This window comes from Anaeromyxobacter diazotrophicus, from assembly GCF_013340205.1.
GTDB classification, from domain to species: Bacteria; Myxococcota; Myxococcia; order Myxococcales; family Anaeromyxobacteraceae; genus Anaeromyxobacter_A; species Anaeromyxobacter_A diazotrophicus.
The window spans coordinates 122,695-141,056 of the sequence record NZ_BJTG01000010.1; the positions used below are offsets into that span (position 1 = coordinate 122,695).

The window sequence follows — 18,362 nt, forward strand, 5'->3', positions numbered from 1 at the left end:
GTCGACGGCTCGGGACGGGCCTAGAGATCCCGAGCGGGGCTCTTGCCGAAAGCGGCCGAGGGGGGACGCGGGTACCCCTCGACTCGCCCGGTGAGGCCAGGCCGAAGGCCCCGCGAGGAGACACCGTCACCACCAGTGTCAGGCCTCGCACCGCCGCGGGTGCCCGGTCTCGCTCGCCCCGCGACCCCGCGGCGCCCCGCTCCACGCGCCACCGCGTGTGTCGGTCCCCCTCGCCCCGCGAACCGGGGAGAGGGCCGGGGAGAGGGGCCACACCGAGTGCGCTCGCCCATGCGACGGCCACCACCCGTAGGCACCCCACCCAACCGTGAGTGAACATTTCCCTTGACGCACTCCTCGGCCGATCGCGTCCTCGCTCCGGGCTCCCCGTATAAACGCCCCTCCCCGGCGCGCAGCGCGCCGTCCGTGGGCCGAACGTGCGCCCCGCGCACTCCCGCCGCGACCCTTCCCCGGAAACCCTCCAGCGCGCCCGCCAGAGGCCTCCCCGGAGCCCCCGAAAATCCGTGCGACACTCTCCGTCATGAACGATGACGCCCGCGCCCTCACCCGGCACCTCGCCGACCTCCTTCGCCGCGAACAGGTGGCCATGGCCGAGTTCCTCGTCGCCCTCGCAGCGTTCGACCGCGATCGCCGATGGGTGGATCTCGGCCACACCAGCCTCTTCTACTTCCTGCACCGCGAGCTCGGCCTGTCGAAGGGCGCCGCCTTCTACCGCAAGACCGCGGCCGAGCTGCTCCAGCGCTACCCCGAGCTGATCGAGCCGCTGGGGGACGGGCGCCTGTGCCTCTCGAGTGTGGTGGAGCTCGCCAAGGTGATCACCCCCGAGAACCGGGCCGAGGTGGTGGCGCGCTTCTTCCACGCCTCGAAGCGGGAGGCGCAGGCGGTGGCGGCTGAGCTCCGCCCGCGGGAGCTCGTGCCGCTGCGGGACGTCGTGACCGCCCTCGAACCCGCCGTCCCGGCGGCCGCGGCCGCCCTCCGCGCGAGCGCCCCGGCAGCGCGCGGCGCGGCCGCAGCGGCTCCCGTCGCCGACTTGCCGGCTCGCGACTTGACCGGCGATCAACTGGTTCATCCGGATGAACCAGACTCCACGCCTGGCTCCGCCCGAGCCGAGCAGGCCGCCACCGCCCAACCCGCGGCCCCGCCCCGGCCGCGCGACGAGGTCGAGCCGCTCACCGCCGACCTGCGCCGGCTCCACACCACCGTCTCTCGCCGCTTCCTCGACAAGCTCGCCGCCGCGCGGGACGCCCTCTCGCACGCCCAGCCCGGCGCCAGCACGGAGGCGGTGCTGGAGGCTGCCCTCGACCTCCTCCTCGCCGCCCAGGACAAGAAGCGCGCCCTGGTGAAGAAGCCCCGCGCGGCGCCGCCGCGGCCCTCCGCCGACCCGCGTCACGTCCTGGCCGAGGTGAAGCGCGCCGTCTGGAAGCGCGACGGCGCGCGCTGCCAGTGGAGGATGGCGTCCGGCGGCATCTGCGGCTCGACCACCCGGCTGCAGCTCGATCACGTGGTGCCGGTGGCGCGCGGCGGCGCGTCGACGGTCGAGAACCTCCGCGTGTGCTGCGCCTTCCACAACCAGCTCGCGGCGAGGGAGGAGTTCGGGCCGAAGCACATGGCCCAGTTCGCGCGCGCTCCGGACGAGCAGGCGAAGCCCCGCCCCACTCTTCCAGGCACTCGAGTGGTCCACTCCGACGACCCTGGCCTCGAGCTAGGCTGAGTTCGGGAGGGCCGCCCATGCCACGAACTTTCCCCGTCCGCCTCACGGTTCGCCAACTCGGTCTCCTGACCAGCGCGCTCGACTCGCACATCTACTGGGAGCTCTCGGACGAGTACTACCGCCACAGCGGCTATGTCTTCGACCCGGGCAGCGACGATCCGAAGGTGCGCAAGGAGATACGCGAGTCAGAGCGCCTCCTCTCCGTTCTTGAATGCCTCGCACTGGGTATCTGCGCAGCAAGTCCTGCCAAGCGGGCAAAGGACGGCGCCCGCAAGAGTCCCACTGCTCGAAGAACGACGGCGAAGCCCGCCGCTCGCAAGCAGCACTAGCGGTTGCTGCCGAGTGCTCGCGATCGTTTCCCGTTCCCTCCTTCGCCGGGCCGTGCGACCTTCGCCCCCATGTCCTCCCGCACCGCGTTCGATGATCTGTACGAGCTGATGGCGCTCGGCCGCGCCGCTGAGGCGGAGAAGGACGAGGTGAAGCATCGCATCGAGGCCGCCTTCAAGGAGCGCTGCCACGCGAGCGACTGGGACAAGTTCAAGACCCGGGCGTTCGTCTCGCGCGATCTGAAGGACGCGGCCTACTCCGGACTCATCATCGCGGAGAACGACGACTCCGGCGCTTACCAGGGCACCTCCTTCGTCTGGTTCCCCGGTGAAGGCGGCTCGGTCGCGGTGCTGGTCATCGGCACGGGCGGGTTCGGGCCGGATGCGCACATCCTGGCGCGGCAGGGACATCGCCGCCGGCTGCGCGCGTTGCAGCGGATCCACGGCAGCCTCTGGGTGAAGCCCGATCTACTCGACCTCGGCTCGGCGGTGCCCGACGCGGCCGCGCGCGAGTGGCCCACCATCGACAAGGCCCTGCAGACGTACAACAAGGTGATCTACGCCGCCGTCCCGGTCAGAGGAGACGCCGCGCGCTCGACGGTCCGCGACCTGCTCGACCTGTTCGTGCACGAGCACGGGGTCCGGTTCAAGGGGGCCGCCAAGGAGGAGTGGGACGAGCGCAAGCGCGAGATGCTGGCGCGCCTCTTCCCGCGGCACTCGGAGGACGAGGTCGACGCGCTCCTCGCCGAGCGGCGGTTCGTGGTGCTGCAAGGCCCCCCGGGCACCGGCAAGACGCGCTTCGCGCTGCGCGTCGCGCGACGGCATGGTGAGCCCACCTTCATTCAGTTTCACCCCGCCCGTACCTACGAGGACTTCGTCGTCGGGCTGGCGCCGCGGCCGGCGCCGGGAGGCCTCACCTTCGAGGTGCGCCCGGGCGACCTCGTTCGCGCCAACGCCGCCGCCCGCGGGAAGGAGCACGTCCTCGTCATCGACGAGCTCAACCGCGGCGACCTCGCGCGGGTGCTCGGGGAGGCGATCACGCTCTTCGAGCCGGGCGAGCCCGACCGCGCTGTCGAGCTGCCACACGGGATCGGGCCGTCAGGGGAGCGTCGCCTTCAGCTCGAGCCCGGCCTGAGGGTGCTCGGCACGCTCAACACCGCGGACCGGTCCATCGCCCACGTCGACCTCGCCATCCGCCGGCGGTTCGCGTTCCTCGATCTCTGGCCCGACCTGGAGGTCGTGCGGGCGCAAGGCGACGAGCTCGCGACCGAGTTGTTCGCCGACACGCTCGACACCTTCAGCGAGCACGCCGACGAGGCTGGCCTCGCGCTCGTCCCCGGCCACGCCTATTTCCTCGATCCGCGGCCGGACGCGCCCACGCCCCTGCGCGCCTCCCGCATCCGCCTGCGCCTCAGGCACGAGCTGCTGCCGCTGCTGCGCACCTACGTCGACGAGCGGCTCCTCGGCCCCGCCAGCAGCGAGGTCGCGGGCCTGGCCGACCGGGTCGAGGCTGCCCTGGACGGCGCGCTGGCATGAGCCGCGCGGCACGACCGCGCGGGCACACCCGCCGCGGGCGAACGCGCGCCGAGCTGACCCGCGTCTGGGAGCGCACGCGCCAGGCGCCTGAGCCGCTCCGGGCCCTCGACCACGGCGCGTCGGTCGAGGTCCCGCACGCGCTGGTCGCGCCAGAGATCGGAAACGACGGTTGGATCGAGCCCTTCCTCGGCGCGAACGCGGACACGCTCGCCCGGCTCGACCTGCGCCCCGAGATCTCCACGACCCGCACCGGCGCCGCGCTCCGCCTCGTCCCCGGCGCGCGCCTAGGGGCCATGCCGCTTCGCTCCGCGGTGACCCGGCGCGTGGCGCTCGGGGTCATCGTCCGCTCCCGCTTCGAGTGGGAGGGGTTGGGCCGCGTCCTGGGCGGCGTGGCCTTTCGCGTGGAGCCCGATGTCGGGGGTGCGGCGCTGGTGCCAGGGTCGGCGCGGGAGGTGCCCCCCTGGATCCTGGCCGGGCCCGTGCTGACCCGCCTGGCCGACGTGCTGCGGCACGCCTCCCGCCGGTTCGAGCTGAACCGCGAGATCCGCTCGCGGCCGCGTGGCACCGTGGACTGGGGCGACTACGCCCGCGTCTCGCTGCCCTCAGGCGCCTGGCAGCGCTTCAGCTGTAGCTTTCCCGATCTCTCCGACGATCGGGTGCTCTTCTCCGCGATGCGGTGGACGGTCGGACGGGTCCGGCGCGAGCTGGAGCGCGCCGCCGACGCGCCGGTGGGACGCGCGCTGCTCGACGAGGCCCTGCTCCTGCTTCACCGACTCGGCCCCGGGCCCGAGGCGCGGCCGGGGCCGGGAGCGCTCGCGACAAACCCGCAGCTCCTCCACTCCGGTTGGCTGACCGCGGCGTGGGAGGCGATGGGCTGGGTCGCGGACGAGCGCGGGCTCGGGGGTGAGCAGACGCTCGACGGGCTCCCGTGGTCGCTGCGGGCGGATGCCCTGTGGGAGGCATGGGTCGAGAGCTGGCTCACAGACGTCGCCCGCCGCCTCGGCGCCGAGCTGCTCTCCGGGCGCCGCGGCGAGACGCGCCGCGCGCTGGCGTGGAGCGGCCGCCCGAGGACGCTCCGACACCTCGTCCCCGACTTCCTCCTCGTGATGCCCGACCACCACATCTTCGTGGACGCGAAGTACAAGCCTCACCTGATGGACGTCCGGCGGCTGGGCTGGGACGGCGTCTCACAGGAGGTTCGCGAGTCCCACCGCGCCGATGTCCACCAGGCGCTCGCGTACGCGGCGCTCTCCGCCGCCCCTCGCGTCGACACCGTCCTCGCCTACCCGGTCCGGAGCGGCGCGCTCTCGATGCCTTCCGCGGCCGACCTCCCGGTCGGCGCCCGCCGCGCGCGCCTCGTCCTGGCCGGCCTCCCCTTCGGCTTCTCGGGGCCGGCGGAGCGCGGTGCCTCGATCGGCGACCTGGAGCGACTCGTGCGCGCGGACTGACTTCCACGCCCGCGTCTCACGCCGCGGGTAGGAACCGTCAGCCCCCCCTGCTATGAAGGGACTTCCCGAAGGAGTCCCGCACCTTGGCCGACTTCACCCACCTCCACCTGCACACGCTCTACTCGCTCCTCGACGGCGCGATCCGCATCAAGGACCTGCTCGCCAGCGTGAAGGCGAAGGGCATGAACGCGGTGGCGGTCACCGACCACGGCAACCTCTTCGGCGCGGTCGACTTCTACAAGCAGGCGAAGGCGGCCGGGGTGAAGCCGATCCTGGGGTTCGAGGCCTACGTCGCGGGCGACAAGGGGCGGCAGGACCGCTCGGAGCGCATCGGCCGGCACCTCATCCTGCTCGCGAAGAACCAGGAGGGGTGGCGCAACCTCCGCTACCTCTCGTCGATGGCCTTCACCGAGGGCTTCTACTACGACCCGCGCATCGACAAGCAGCTCCTGCGCGAGCACTCGAAGGGGCTCGTCGGCCTCACCGCCTGCCTGGCGGGCGAGGTGCCGCGGCTCTGCCGCCAGGGCGACATGGACGGCGCCCGCCGGGTCGCGCGCGAGTACCGCGACATCTTCGAGCCGGGCTCCTTCTTCCTCGAGGTGCAGTCGAACGGAATGCGGGAGCAGCTCGAGGTGAACGCGCGGCTGCAGGAGCTCTCCGAGTCCGAGGGCATCCCGCTCGCCGCCACCGCCGACGCGCACTACGCGAAGCGCGAGGATGCCAAGGCGCACGAGGTCCTCATGTGCATCGCGTCGGGGAAGACCTTCTCCGACCCGAAGCGGCTGCGGCACGAGACGGACGGCCTCTACATCACCTCGCCCGACGACATGGTGGCGGCGCTGCCGGGGATGGGCGAGGCCATCGCCAACACCATGCGCATCGCCGAGATGTGCAACGTCGAGCTCGAGCTGGGCAAGAACTACCTGCCGCAGTTCCAGCTCCCCGACGGCCTCTCCGAGGAGGAGTACGTCGCCAAGCTGGCGCGCCAGGGGCTCGACCGCCGCTTCCGCGAGATCGATGGACGGTACGTCTTCGACGCCGACGGCTACCGCGCCCGGCTGGAGATGGAGCTCGGCGTCATCCAGAAGATGGGGTTCGCGGGCTACTTCCTCATCGTGCAGGACTTCATCAACTGGGCGAAGGGGCACCAGATCCCGGTCGGCCCGGGCCGCGGCTCGGGCGCCGGCTCCATCGTCGCCTGGGCGCTGCGCATCACCGACCTCGACCCGCTGCGCTGGAACCTCCTCTTCGAGCGCTTCCTCAACCCCGAGCGCGTCTCGATGCCGGACTTCGACGTCGACTTCTGCCAGAACCGGCGCGACGAGGTCATCCAGTACGTCACCGGCAAGTACGGGCGGGACAACGTCGGGCAGATCATCACCTTCGGCTCGCTCAAGGCGCGCTCGGTCATCCGCGACGTGGTGCGGGTCATGGGCCTGCCCTTCGCCGAGGGCGACCGGATCGCGAAGCTCGTCCCCGAGCCGGTGCAGGGCAAGACGCCGCCGCTCAAGGACCTGGTCTTCGGCTCCGAGAAGTACCCGGCGGAGCCGCGGCTGGCCGACCTCTACGAGCACCCGAAGGTCGTCCACGCCTTCGTGGACGCCGAGGGGAAGCAGCAGCAGGTCACCGAGAAGGACATCCTCGACATCTCGATCTCGCTGGAGGGCCTCAACCGCCAGTCCGGGCTGCACGCGGCCGGCGTGGTCATCGCCGGCAAGCCGCTCTGGGAGTACGTGCCGGTCACCAAGGACGCCGACTCCGGCCAGCTGGTGAGCCAGTTCGCCAAGGACGACTCCGAGGCGGCGGGCCTGGTGAAGTTCGACTTCCTCGGCCTCAAGACCCTCACCGTCATCGACGACGCCATCCGGCTCATCCGGCAGAACCACCCCGACCGGAAGGACCTCACCGCCGACCAGATCCCCATCGACGACCCGGCCGTCTACGAGCTCATCAGCCGCGGCGACACGGCGGGCGTCTTCCAGATGGAGTCCTCCGGCTTCACCGAGATGGTGATGAAGATGAAGCCCTCGCGGTTCGAGGACGTCATCGCCGCCGGCGCGCTCTACCGGCCGGGCCCGCTCGACCAGAAGCTCGAGGACGGGCGGACGATGGTCGACGTCTACATCGACCGCAAGCACGGCAAGGACAAGGTCGCCTACCCGCACCCGAAGCTCGAGCCGGTCCTGGAGGACACCTACGGCGTCATCGTCTACCAGGAGCAGGTGATGCAGATCTCGCAGGTCCTGGCCGGCTACAGCCTGGGCCGCGCCGACCTGCTCCGCCGGGCGATGGGCAAGAAGAAGGCCGAGGTCATGGCCAAGGAGCGCACCGGCTTCATGGAGGGGTGCGCGCGGAGCCAGATCGACCCGACGGTCGCGGGCGGCATCTTCGACCTCATGGAGAAGTTCGCCGCCTACGGCTTCAACAAGTCGCACTCGGCGGCGTACGGCCTCCTCACCGTCCAGACCGCCTGGCTCAAGGCGCACCACCCGGTGGAGTTCATGGCCGCGCTCATCTCGAGCGAGGCCTCCAACACCGACAAGGTGGTGGTGCACATCTCCGAGGCGCGCCAGAGCGGCATCGAGGTGCTGCAGCCGGACGTGAACGAGAGCCAGGCGGCGTTCAGCGCGCTGCCGGCGGCGCCCGGCGCAAAGCACAAGGGGCAGATCCGCTTCGGGCTCGGCGCGGTGAAGGGCGTCGGCGAGTCGGCGGTCGAGGCCATCCTCAAGGCGCGCGCCGAGGGCGGGCCGTTCAAGGGCCTCTTCGACCTCGCCAGCCGGGTGGACATCCGCCGCATCAACAAGAAGGTGGTGGAGGCGCTGGTGAAGTGCGGCGCGCTCGACTTCGAGGGCGTGCCGCGCTGGCAGCTCTTCCACGGCATCGAGGCGGCCTTCGCGGCCGGCTCGTCGGCCCAGGCCGACCGGCTCTCCGGGCAGAAGAGCCTGTTCGGCGCGCTCACCGCGGCGGTGGAGGTGAAGCCGCGCTACCCGCTGCCCGGCGATCTGGTGGGCGAGGCCCGGGTCGAGGAGTGGCCGGAGCGGGTGCGGCTCGCCTTCGAGAAGGAGGCGCTCGGGTTCTACCTCACGGGTCACCCGCTGCAGGGCTCGGAGAAGGAGGCGCGGCGCTACGCCTCGTGCACCTGCGCGCAGGTCGCCGCGAAGCGGCAGGACGACAAGGTCACCGTGGTAGGGGTGGTCGCTTCACTCAGAGAGAAACAGAACAAGGAGAAGGGCACCCGCTTCGGCTTCCTCACCCTGGAGGACCTCACCGGTACCACCGAGGTGATCTGCTGGGGCAGCCGGCCCGCGCAGGGGAACCGCCCCGCGCAGAAGGGCTGGGCCGACTGGGAGGAGATCGTGAAGCGGGACGAGCCCATCATCGTCCACGGGCAGGTCCGGATGAACTCGCGCGACGAGGAGAACCCCCGGGCCGAGATCACCGCCCTCGAGATCGAGCTCCTCTCCACCGTCCGCACGCAGAAGACGAAGGAGGTGTCGCTGCGCATCGACGCCGACGCGCTCACGCCCGAGCGCGCCACCGAGCTCAAGGCGCTGCTCGGCCGCCACGGCGGCGGCTGCGCGGTGACCGTGCGCGCGGTCGTGCCCCGCGAGACCGAGACCACCATCCGCGTGCCGCAGCGCATCCGGCCCTCGGACGAGCTGCTCGAGGCCGCCCGGAGGCTCGGGTTCGAGGTGGAGCTTCACTGAGAGCTTCGGCCGGTTCCCCTGAGGTTCCGGCCACTTGATCTACGTCACCCCCCGTTCAGGGCATCCCCACTTTTCAGGTGTAGACGGTAGGTCCGTTTACCCTACCGTGTGGGTGCGCCGGGACAAGGTATGATGTGGCCGACCCGGTGCGCTGGAACAGGGGGTTGGCCCATGCTGCGAGCGACGTCCCGCGCTTCTTCGCCGAGAGGTGCCTCAGCCTACTGCGACCCCGAGTTCCATCTGCAGTGCGATCGGCAGGCGGAGGAGATCCTCCGCTCCTTCTGGAACGTGGCGGCCGACGGGGTAGCCCTTCCGGTCGAGCTCAGGGGCCTGGCGGAGGGCGCGCAGTCGAGCGAGCCCGGCATCCGGCGCTGCCTCACCGTCGAGCGCCTCGGCGAGCGGCTTCGCATCGAGGTGACCGCCGTCGGCAAGGGGCGCACGCAGCTCCACCTCTGGCGGGAGGGCGTCCCCACCGCCGTGCCCTCGCCCGGTGAGCCGGTCGTCGCCACCGCTGCCGACGGCCTCACCCAGCGCGAGCGCGAGGTGGCGCTGCTCGTGGCCGACGGCCTGCGGTCGCGCGAGGTGGCCGAGCGGCTCGGCATCGCCTCGCAGACGGTGAAGAGCCACCTGAAGACCATCTTCGACAAGCTGGGCGTGCGGAACCGCGTCGAGCTGGCGCGCCGCCTCGAGCAGCGCTAGCCGCCGGCGAACGACGCTGGCCTGCGCCGGGCGGGCTCGGCGACGGCCTCGCTCGCCTCCTCACCTTGCCCTCGGGGACCGTCGGCGGTAGCGTCGGCGGTTCCCATGCTGGTCACCCTCGAGGACGTCCAGGCCGCGCGGCAGCGCATCGCCGAGCACATCTACCTCTCGCCGTGCGCTCGCAGCGAGACCTTCTCGCGCGCCATCGGCGCCCACGGGTTCCTGAAGCTCGAGAACCTCCAGATGACGGGCGCCTACAAGGAGCGCGGCGCCCTCAACAAGCTCCTCACCATGCCGCCGGCCGAGCGGGCCAAGGGGCTCGTCGCCGCCAGCGCCGGCAACCACGCGCAGGCCGTCGCCTACCACGCCGGCCGGCTCGGGGTCGCCGCCACCATCGTGATGCCGGAGGCGACGCCGCTGCTCAAGGTGGTGAACACGCGCGGCCACGGCGCCGAGGTGGTGCTGCACGGCGCCAACTACGACGAGGCGTACGCCGAGGCGCGCCGGCTCGAGGCGACGCAGGGGCTCACCTTCGTCCACCCGTTCGACGATCCGGCCGTCATCGCCGGCCAGGGCACGCTGGCGCTGGAGCTCCTCGAGCAGGTGCCCGACCTCGACGCGGTGCTGGTGCCGGTGGGCGGCGGCGGGCTCGTGTCGGGCGTGGCGGCGGCGCTCAAGGCCAAGGCGCCGCAGGTGCGGGTGATCGGCGTCGAGACCGAGGTGCTCCCCTGCATGCTCGCCTCGCTCGAGGAGGGGCGCCTCGTCTCGGTCGAGGCGGCGACCACCGTCGCGGACGGCATCGCGGTGAAGCGCCCCGGGGAGCTCACCTTCCAGCACGTCCAGCAGCTCGTCGACGAGGTGGTCACCGTCTCCGAGGAGGAGATCGCGAGCGCGATCCTCTACCTGCTCGAGAAGGAGAAGACGGTCGCCGAGGGCGCGGGGGCGGTGGCGGTGGCGGCGCTCCTCAACCACAAGGTGCACGGGCTGGAGGGGAAGCGGGTGGTGGCGCTCGTCTCCGGCGGCAACATCGACGTGAACGTGATCGCCCGCATCATCGAGCGCGGCCTGGCCAAGGAAGGGCGGCTGGTGCGGATCATCGTGCACCTGCCCGACAAGCCGGGGCAGCTCGCCAAGGTCTCGGCGGCGGTGGCGAGCCACCGCGCCAACGTGATCGAGGTGCACCACACCCGCGCGTTCTCGCACCGGTTCGGCGACACCACGCTCCAGCTCACGCTCGAGACGCGCGGCCACGACCACGTGGAGGAGATCCTGCGCGCGCTGCGAGAGCGCGGCTACCACGTGGAGCGCGTCTAGCACCGGCGCAGGCCGGCCACCACCTCGCGCAGCGCCGCCAGGAACGCGTCCACCTGCGCCTCGGTGTGGCCGGCGGTGAGCGACACCCGCAGGCGGCTCGTGCCGGCCGGCACCGTCGGGGGGCGGATGGCGCGGACCAGGAACCCGCGCTCGCGCATCCGGCGCGACGCCTCGAGCGCCACCGCCTCCTCCCCCAGCACCACCGGGAAGATGGGCGCCACCACCCGCGACACGTCGAAGCCGAGCGCGGCCAGCCCCTCCTTCATCCGGGCCGCCAGCCGCGCGACGCGCGCGCGCCGGTCGGGCTCGGCGGCGAGGACGTCGAGGGCCGCCAGCGCCGCGCCGCAGGCGGCGGGCGGCAGCGCGGTGGTGAAGATGAAGGTCCGGGCGCGCGAGGTGAGCCACTCGCACAGGTTCGCGGACCCCGCCGCGAAGGCCCCGAAGCTGCCGAGCGCCTTGCCGAGGGTGCCCATGAGCACGTCCGGGCGGATCCCCTCCGCCTCGGCCCAGCCCGCGCCGGTGGGGCCGAGCACGCCGGTGGCGTGCGCCTCGTCGACGTAGAGCATGGCGCCCTCGTCGCGGCACAGCCCGGCGATGGCCGCCAGCGGCGCCGCGTCGCCGTCCATCCCGAACACGGCGTCGGTGACGACGAGCTTGCGGCGCGCGGGCGTGCCGCGCAGGAGCCGCGCCAAGGCGTCCACGTCGCCGTGCGGGTAGCGGTGCGTCTTGGCGAGCGAGAGCCGGCAGCCGTCGATGAGCGAGGCGTGGTTGAGCCGGTCGGAGAAGATGGCGTCCTCGCGGTCCGCCAGCGCCGCCGGGATGCCGGCGTTCGCGTGGTAGCCGGAGGAGAAGAGCAGCGCCGCCTCGGCGTGCTTGAACGAGGCGAGCCGGCGCTCGAGCTGACCGTGGACCGGCAGGTCCCCGGCCACGAGCCGCGCCGCGCCCGCCCCCGCCCCCTCGCGCTGGGCTGCCGCCACCGCCGCCGCGACTAGCCGCGGGTCGGCGGCGAGGCCGAGGTAGTCGTTCGAGCAGAGGTTCACGAGCGCGCGCCCGCCGACGCTCACCACCGGGCCCTGCGCCCCGTCGAGCGGCTCGAGCGCGCGGCGGAGCCCCTTCGCCGAGAGGCCGGCGAGGGCGCCGTCGAGCCAGGAGAGCGCGCCGGGCACTACCGCACCACCGGCAGCGCCCGCTTGCGATCGCCCTCGGCGGCGCGGCGGTTCCAGCCGGTCTCGCGCGGCGCCTCGCCGTGGAAGGCCCAGCGCTCGGCGTCCGGGGTCGGGCGCAGCTCGTACCCCTTGCCGCGCACCATCTCCACCACCTCGTGCGGCTGCGTCCCGGCGCTCGTGAGGTAGTTGCCGACCATGGTGCCGTCCGCGCCGGCGTCGAAGATCCGGTGCTGCTCCGCGCCCAGGTTCACCTCGCGCCCGCCCATGACGAAGAGGTGGGCGGCGGGGAGCATCAGCCGGAAGACGGCGATGGCGGCCAGGCACTCCCCGGCGGTGATCGCCCGGAGGTGCGCCATGGGCGTGCCGGGCCGGGGGTTGAGGAAGTTCAGGGGCACGCAGTGGGTGCCCACCTCGCGCAGGGTCTCCGCCAGCTCGACCCGCTGCTCGGGCGTCTCGCCCATGCCGAGGATGCCGCCGGTGCAGAGCTGGTAGCCGAGCTCCTTGGCGGCGCGGATGGTCTCGAGCTGCTCGTCGTAGCTGTGCGTCGTGCACACCTGGTCGAAGTGGCTGCGCGAGGTCTCGAGGTTGTGGTGGTAGTGCTGGAGCCCGGCGCGCTTGAGGCGCTCGAGCTCCGGCCGCCGCATGAGGCCGAGCGAGGCGCACGGCTCCACCGTCGTCTCCGCGCGGATGAGCCGGATCGCCTCCTCCAGCGTGGCGAGCTCGCTCTCCTTGGCGAGGCGCGTGCCGGAGGTGACCACCGAGAACTCGCGCGCGCCGGCCGCCTCCGCCGCCTTGGCCTGGTCCGCGATCTCGCGCGCGCTCATCATCGGGTACTCCGGCGCGCCGGTGTCCTTGAAGTGCGCCGACTGCTGGCAGAAGCCGCAGTCCTCCGGGCAGTGCCCGCTCTTCGCGTTGACGATGCCGCACAGGGAGACCCCGGTGCCGTGGACCGCCTCGCGGACCGCGCGGGCGCGGGCGAGCAGCGCCTCCAGCTCCGGGCCGGCGGTGTGGTGGATGAGCCGGCGCGCCTCCTCGCCGCTGATGGGCTCGACGCCGGGGGGGAGCGGCTTCGGGTTCGCGCAGGAGTCCGTGCACATGGCGGGTCACCCTACCAGCGCCGGGGCGGTCGTCAACCGTGCCGCCCGGGTTGGTTTACGACTCGGCGCGGCGCGCCGGCGGGCCGGTGGCGTCGGACCTGCATGCTACGGGTGGCCGTGGCCAAGCTCGCGCCCAAGCAGAAGACCGTCTTCGCCTGCGCCGAGTGCGGGCACGCCTCCCCCAAGTGGCTCGGCCAGTGCCCCGCCTGCCGCAAGTGGAACACCCTGCACGAGGAGCTCCCGCCGCCGGAGGAGCGCGGCGCGCCGCGCGGGTTCGGCGGCGTCGCCCGGTCGGCCCGCCCCATCCCCCTGCGCGAGGTCGAGGCGAGCGAGGAGGCGCGGCTCAAGACCGGCATCGGCGAGCTCGACCGCGTGCTCGGCGGCGGCGTCGTGCCGGGCTCGCTGGTGCTGCTCGGCGGCGACCCCGGCATCGGCAAGAGCACGCTCCTCCTCGCCGCGCTGGAGCGGCTGGCGGGCGCGGTCGAGGGCCGGCCCATCCTCTACGTCACCGGCGAGGAGTCGGCGCGGCAGGTGAAGCTCCGCGCCGACCGGCTCGGCGTCGGCGCCGAGAACCTGCACCTGTTCCCGGAGACCGACGCGGCGAAGGTGCTGCACGCCGCCCAGCAGCTCGAGCCGGCCGCCCTGGCGATCGACTCCATCCAGACGCAGTACCTGCCGGAGCTCACCAGCGCCCCCGGCACCGTCACCCAGATCCGCGAGGTGACGGCGCGACTCATGGGCTACGCCAAGACCACCGAGACCCCTACCTTCCTCGTCGGCCACGTCACCAAGGACGGCGCCATCGCCGGCCCGCGCGTCCTCGAGCACATGGTGGACACCGTCCTCTACTTCGAGGGCGGCGGCGCCCACCCGTACCGCGTGCTGCGCGCGCACAAGAACCGCTTCGGCTCGGCCAGCGAGATCGGCGTCTTCGAGATGAAGTCGCGCGGGCTCGCCGAGGTGCAGAACCCCTCCGCGCTCTTCCTCTCCGAGCGCCCCGAGGGCGCGCCCGGCAGCGCGGTCGCCGCCGCCCTCTCCGGCACGCGCACGCTGCTCGTCGAGGTGCAGGCGCTCGTCTCGCCGACCACCTTCGGCACCCCGCGCCGCACCGCGCTCGGCGTCGACTCGAACCGGGTCGCGCTCCTCGCCGCGGTGCTGGAGAAGAAGGTCGGGATCGACATCCTCGGCTGCGATCTCTTCGTGAACGTGGCGGGCGGGCTCACGCTCGACGATCCCGCCGCCGACCTCGCCACGGTGGCGGCGCTCGCCTCGAGCTTCCGCGACCGCCCGCTCGACGGCCGGACGCTGGTGCTGGGCGAGGTGGGGCTCGCCGGCGAGGTGCGAGCGGTGGCGCAGAGCGACGCGCGGCTGGCCGAGGCGGCGCGGCTCGGCTTCGTCCGGGCGCTCGTGCCGGCCGGCAACGCCCGCCACGCCGAGGCGCCGGCCGGGTTCAGCGTGGAGCCGGTCGAGACCGTGGCCGAGGCGCTCGACCGGCTCTTCCCGTAGCGCGCCCTCAGGCGGACTGGACGGCGCGCCGCCACTTGGCGAGGTGGCGCTCGCGCTCGTCCTGCTTCATCTTCGGCTCGAAGCGCTTGCCCACCTTGAAGCTCTTCGCGATCTCCTCGCGCGACGACCAGACCCCCGCCGCCAGGCCGGCCAGGAAGGCCGCGCCGAGCGCGGTGGTCTCGATCATCCGCGGCCGCTCCACCGGGACGCCCAGGATGTCCGCCTGGAACTGCATGAGGAGGTCGTTGGCGGAGGCGCCGCCGTCGACGCGGAAGGCCGGCACCTTGCGGCCGGCGTCCTGCACCATGGCCTCGACGAGGTCGTGGATCTGGAAGGCGATCCCCTCCAGCAGCGCCCGCGCGAGGTGGCCGGCGGAGGTGCCGCGGGTGATCCCGGAGATGAGCCCGCGCGCCCCCGGGCGCCAGTGCGGCGCGCCCATCCCCACCAGCGCCGGCACGAACACCACGTCCTCCGAGTCCTTCACGGTGCGCGCCAGCGCCTCCACGTCGGAGGCCTTCTCGATGATCTTGAGCTGGTCGCGCAGCCACTGCACCGCCGCCCCGGCGATGAAGGCGCTCCCCTCGAGCGCGTAGTGCGTCTCGCCCCCTACCCGCCAGGCGACGGTGGTGAGCAGGCCGTGCTTCGAGACCACCGGCTCCGGCCCGACGTTCTGCAGGAGGAAGGCGCCGGTGCCGTAGGTGCACTTCGCGTCCCCGGGCGCGAAGCAGGCCTGCCCGAAGAGCGCCGCCTGCTGGTCGCCGGCGATGCCGCACACCGGGATCCCGTCGGGGAGCACGCGGACGCCCTTCGTCTCGCCGTACACCTCCGAGCTGGAGCGGATCTCGGGCAGGACCTCGCGCGGCACCCGGAACAGGTCGAGGAGCTCGTCGTCCCAGGCGCAGCCGCGCAGCTCCATGAGCAGCGTGCGGCTGGCGTTCGAGACGTCGGTGACGTGGGCGGCGCCGCCGGTGAGCCGCCAGGTGAGGTAGCTGTCGACGGTGCCGAAGGCGAGCTGCCCCGCCTCCGCCTTGGCGCGGGCGCCGCGGACGTTCTCGAGCAGCCAGTCGAGCTTGGTGGCCGAGAAGTACGGGTCGAGCACCAGCCCCGTCTTGGCGCGGATGGTCTCCTCCCGCCCCTCCCCCTTGAGCCGCACGCACTGCTCGGTGGTGCGCCGGTCCTGCCAGACGATGGCGTTGTGGACCGGCTTCCCCGAGCGCCGATCCCACAGCGCGACGGTCTCGCGCTGGTTGGTGATGCCGATGGCCGCGATCTCGGCGCCCCGCAGCCCCGCCTCGCGCAGCGCCTTCTGCACCGCCGCCAGCACCGAGCCCCACACGTCGTCGAGATCGTGCTCGACCCAGCCTGCCTTCGGGAAGATCTGGCGGAACTCGACGTTCACCTTGGCGCGCACCCCGAGCCGCTGGTCGAGGATGAGCGCGGTGGTGCCGGTCGTCCCCTGGTCGATCGCGAGCACGTACGAGGCGAGCCGCCGCGAGGTCGTCATGGTGAGGTTCCCTCCGCCGCGGAGGGCGGGATGGACGAGAAGAAGGCGGCCACCTCGCCGGCGCAGCGGTCGCGCTCGACGTCGATGCCCACCAGGTGGAAGCTCTCCTGCAAGACGAGGAGCCGCGCCGGGCCGCTCCCCACCCGCGCCGCCAGCCGCCGCGCGCCCTCCATCGCGACGGTGTGGTCCTGCCCGCCCGCCACCACCAGCGCCGGCGCGCGCACCGCGGGCAGGAGCCGCTCGACCTCGCGCGCCAGCGCGAGCAGCTCTCCTACCGCCGAGAGCGGCACCGCCGCCATGGCCGGGTTGTCGCGGCGCGCGACCGGATCGCGCACGTCCGAGCCGCCCAGCTTGGGCACGGGCGGCAGCCGCCGGCCGAAGGGGAGCGCGCGCGCGACCGCCCCCGCCACCCGCGCCGCGCCGGAGAGCTGGAGCGCCGGCGCGAGCAGCGCCAGGCCCGCCACGCGCCCCGGCCGCGCCGCGGCGAGCGCGCAGGCGACGAGCGCGCCCATGGAGCAGCCCACCAGGAAGACGCGGCGCGCGCCGTCGAGCCGCGCCAGGTCGCGCCGGGCGCCCTCGACCCAGTCGCGCCAGGCGACCGGCGCGAGCGCCTCGGGCGAGCCCCCGTGGCCCGGCAGGACGGGGCCCAGGCAGCGGAGCCCGTCCTGCTGCAGCCGCTCGGCCACGTGGCGCACCTCGAACGGCGAGCCGGTGAGGCCGTGCAGGAGGAGCGCAGCGTCGGGGCCGCCTTCGAGGTCGAAGGCCGCGCCGCGCGCGCCGCCGGGCGGTGCAGCGGCGACGGCGCGAGCGATGGGCGCGGTCACCTCTCCCGTGTACCCTCTCAGGCCGCCCGGAGGCCACTTCCCTTCCGGGCCGCCGCCAGACGGCCCTTCATGCCGGGCCCGGTTTCGGGGATCCTGCCGGGATGGCCGACAAGCCCACCCCGCCCCCCGCCGCCATCCAGCTCCAGATCGAGATCGACCCCGTCACCGCCAACGGGGTGTTCGTCAACATGGCGCTCGTGAACCACAACGAGACCGAGTTCACGCTCGACCTGCTCTACCTCCAGCCGCAACCGTCGAAGGCGGTGGTCCGCTCGCGCGTCATCACCACCCCCAAGCACCTGAAGCGCCTGCTCCACGCGCTCGAGGACAACCTGGCCAAGTACGAGGCGCGCTTCGGGACCATCGACCTCGGCGACACGCCGCACTTCCCGACGCCGGGGATGAACTGAACCCGAGAATACATGGGGTGAAAGACCCCTCTCCCCCGCCGGGCTCATGATTGCCCACAAGTCCCCCTCGGCCCGTGAAAGCCAGCAGAGAGGTGCGTGCCCGTCTCGCGGCCCGCCGCCTCGTCGAGGCAGGGCACCGTCCGGCGAGCGGCGCCAGCGAGGCGCCACTCCCCGGCCGCGGCGCCGGCCGCAAGATCGGCTCACGATCCGGTACCGCACCGTCCCTGCGTCCGCGTCGAGCCAGCCAGCTCAGCGCCCTTGCCGCACGCCCCAGAAGTGCTTCCGCTGGCGGCGGTAGGTGGAGCGCGCCGGTCCGCGTTCCTCCGGAACTTGTTCATGTGCTTCCTCCCGAAGACGCGCTCCGCGTGCAGCGAATTGTGGCTGCGGCAACACAGTCTCAGATTGTCGGCGGTGCTGCGCCCGCCGAGCGCCACCGGCTGGATGTGATCGAGCTCCAGCATCCAGGTGCTCCCGCAGCGGCGGCCATCCGGCGAGCACCAGGCGCAGCGCCCGCCGTCCCGCTTCCAGACCTCGCGGCGCACCGCGGCCGGGATGGGCTCGCGCTGGCCCGGGGCCAGCGGCGGCGCCTTCTCAGCCGGCGCGGGGCTCTTGAGCTTCCGCGAGGGCTCCACCGCTCCGCGGCGCTTGCCGTGCTTCTCGAGCGCGCACTTCACCGCCTCGCGGAGGAGCGCGCCGAGGTCGCCGTTCCGGACCTTGTGGGCCAGGAGCGACTTCAGCTGGTCGAGGTCCTTCTTCAGCTCGGCATCGACGGTGACCCGCAGCGAGTAGCTGTCGACATCGACCGGCTCGAGCGTGGCCCGGCGCGGGGCGGGGAGTCGCGGCGGGTCGCTTGGCCGGAACTCCTGCACCGCAGGCGCCTCGAGCGTCACGGGTTCCACCGACGCCGTCCCGGGCCGTAGGGCGGGGGCTCGTCCCCCGGCTCCGTCGACCTCGACGCAGCCCGCCTCGATCGGCTTCGCGAGGGCAGCCGGCGCCTGCTCCGGCCTCGGGAGCCGCCGCAGCCCCTCCCGCGGCGCCGGTCGCGGCTGCAGCGACGCGACGAGCTGCTCCGTCTCCACCTTGGTCTTGTACGCGG

The 18,362-nt window shown here is 73.1% G+C and carries 14 protein-coding genes; 9 read left to right on the plus strand and 5 right to left on the minus strand.

Translation table 11 applies throughout. The annotated features are described in order from the left end of the window. Window positions 1-538 precede the first annotated feature (538 nt). The 7 genes from HWY08_RS19280 to HWY08_RS19310 all read left to right on the plus strand — a co-directional run bounded on the left by HWY08_RS19280 (window position 539) and on the right by HWY08_RS19310 (window position 10,759). On the plus strand, window positions 539-1,729 hold the full coding sequence (locus HWY08_RS19280) for an HNH endonuclease (protein WP_176068280.1): 1,191 nt from the start codon (window positions 539-541) through the stop codon (window positions 1,727-1,729). A 17-nt stretch (window positions 1,730-1,746) separates the two neighbouring features. Further along, on the plus strand, window positions 1,747-2,058 hold the full coding sequence (locus HWY08_RS19285) for a hypothetical protein (RefSeq protein WP_176068282.1): 312 nt from the start codon (window positions 1,747-1,749) through the stop codon (window positions 2,056-2,058). A 69-nt stretch (window positions 2,059-2,127) separates the two neighbouring features. Then, complete coding sequence (locus tag HWY08_RS19290) at window positions 2,128-3,591, plus strand: McrB family protein (RefSeq protein ID WP_176068283.1); 1,464 nt, start codon at window positions 2,128-2,130, stop codon at window positions 3,589-3,591. Beyond that, the gene (locus HWY08_RS19295; RefSeq protein ID WP_176068285.1) at window positions 3,588-5,039 is read left to right on the plus strand and encodes a hypothetical protein; all 1,452 of its coding nucleotides are present in this window, start codon (window positions 3,588-3,590) and stop codon (window positions 5,037-5,039) included. The genes HWY08_RS19290 and HWY08_RS19295 overlap by 4 nt, the downstream gene beginning before the upstream one ends. A gap of 83 nt (window positions 5,040-5,122) precedes the next feature. Beyond that, complete coding sequence (gene dnaE / locus HWY08_RS19300) at window positions 5,123-8,746, plus strand: DNA polymerase III subunit alpha (protein ID WP_176068287.1); 3,624 nt, start codon at window positions 5,123-5,125, stop codon at window positions 8,744-8,746. Window positions 8,747-8,917: 171 nt separating this feature from the next. Next, the gene (locus HWY08_RS19305) at window positions 8,918-9,445 is read left to right on the plus strand and encodes a helix-turn-helix transcriptional regulator (RefSeq protein WP_176068289.1); all 528 of its coding nucleotides are present in this window, start codon (window positions 8,918-8,920) and stop codon (window positions 9,443-9,445) included. A 108-nt stretch (window positions 9,446-9,553) separates the two neighbouring features. Beyond that, entirely contained in the window at window positions 9,554-10,759 is a 1,206-nt protein-coding gene (locus HWY08_RS19310; protein ID WP_176068315.1) for a threonine ammonia-lyase, read from the plus strand. Here the strand turns inward: HWY08_RS19310 and bioF are convergent. Together bioF and bioB are read right to left on the minus strand one after the other, a co-directional pair. Beyond that, window positions 10,756-11,925: an 8-amino-7-oxononanoate synthase gene (gene bioF / locus HWY08_RS19315; RefSeq protein ID WP_176068291.1), complete on the minus strand. Its 1,170-nt coding sequence runs from the start codon at window positions 11,923-11,925 to the stop codon at window positions 10,756-10,758. The genes HWY08_RS19310 and bioF overlap by 4 nt on opposite strands. Then, window positions 11,925-13,022, minus strand: coding sequence for a biotin synthase BioB (bioB, locus tag HWY08_RS19320; RefSeq protein WP_176068293.1), 1,098 nt, complete (start codon window positions 13,020-13,022; stop codon window positions 11,925-11,927). The genes bioF and bioB overlap by 1 nt, the downstream gene beginning before the upstream one ends. 117 nt (window positions 13,023-13,139) lie before the next feature. Between bioB and radA the strand changes: the two genes are divergently transcribed. After that, the gene (radA, locus tag HWY08_RS19325; protein WP_371869357.1) at window positions 13,140-14,528 is read left to right on the plus strand and encodes a DNA repair protein RadA; all 1,389 of its coding nucleotides are present in this window, start codon (window positions 13,140-13,142) and stop codon (window positions 14,526-14,528) included. Window positions 14,529-14,535: 7 nt separating this feature from the next. Here the strand turns inward: radA and glpK are convergent, their stop codons facing one another. Both glpK and HWY08_RS19335 read right to left on the minus strand, forming a co-directional pair. After that, window positions 14,536-16,032, minus strand: a complete 1,497-nt coding sequence (glpK, locus tag HWY08_RS19330; RefSeq protein WP_176068297.1) for a glycerol kinase GlpK — start codon at window positions 16,030-16,032, stop codon at window positions 14,536-14,538. Further along, window positions 16,029-16,856 carry an alpha/beta hydrolase gene (locus HWY08_RS19335; RefSeq protein WP_235969711.1) on the minus strand — a complete coding sequence of 276 codons (828 nt, stop codon included), beginning with the start codon at window positions 16,854-16,856 and terminating at the stop codon, window positions 16,029-16,031. The genes glpK and HWY08_RS19335 overlap by 4 nt, the downstream gene beginning before the upstream one ends. 101 nt (window positions 16,857-16,957) lie before the next feature. Between HWY08_RS19335 and HWY08_RS19340 the strand changes: the two genes are divergently transcribed. Next, window positions 16,958-17,266: a DUF3467 domain-containing protein gene (locus HWY08_RS19340; RefSeq protein WP_176068299.1), complete on the plus strand. Its 309-nt coding sequence runs from the start codon at window positions 16,958-16,960 to the stop codon at window positions 17,264-17,266. Between the two features lie 200 nt (window positions 17,267-17,466). Here HWY08_RS19340 and HWY08_RS19345 read toward each other — a convergent pair. Next, window positions 17,467-18,362: HNH endonuclease (locus tag HWY08_RS19345; protein WP_176068301.1), on the minus strand; the 896-nt coding region annotated here is incomplete at its 5' end.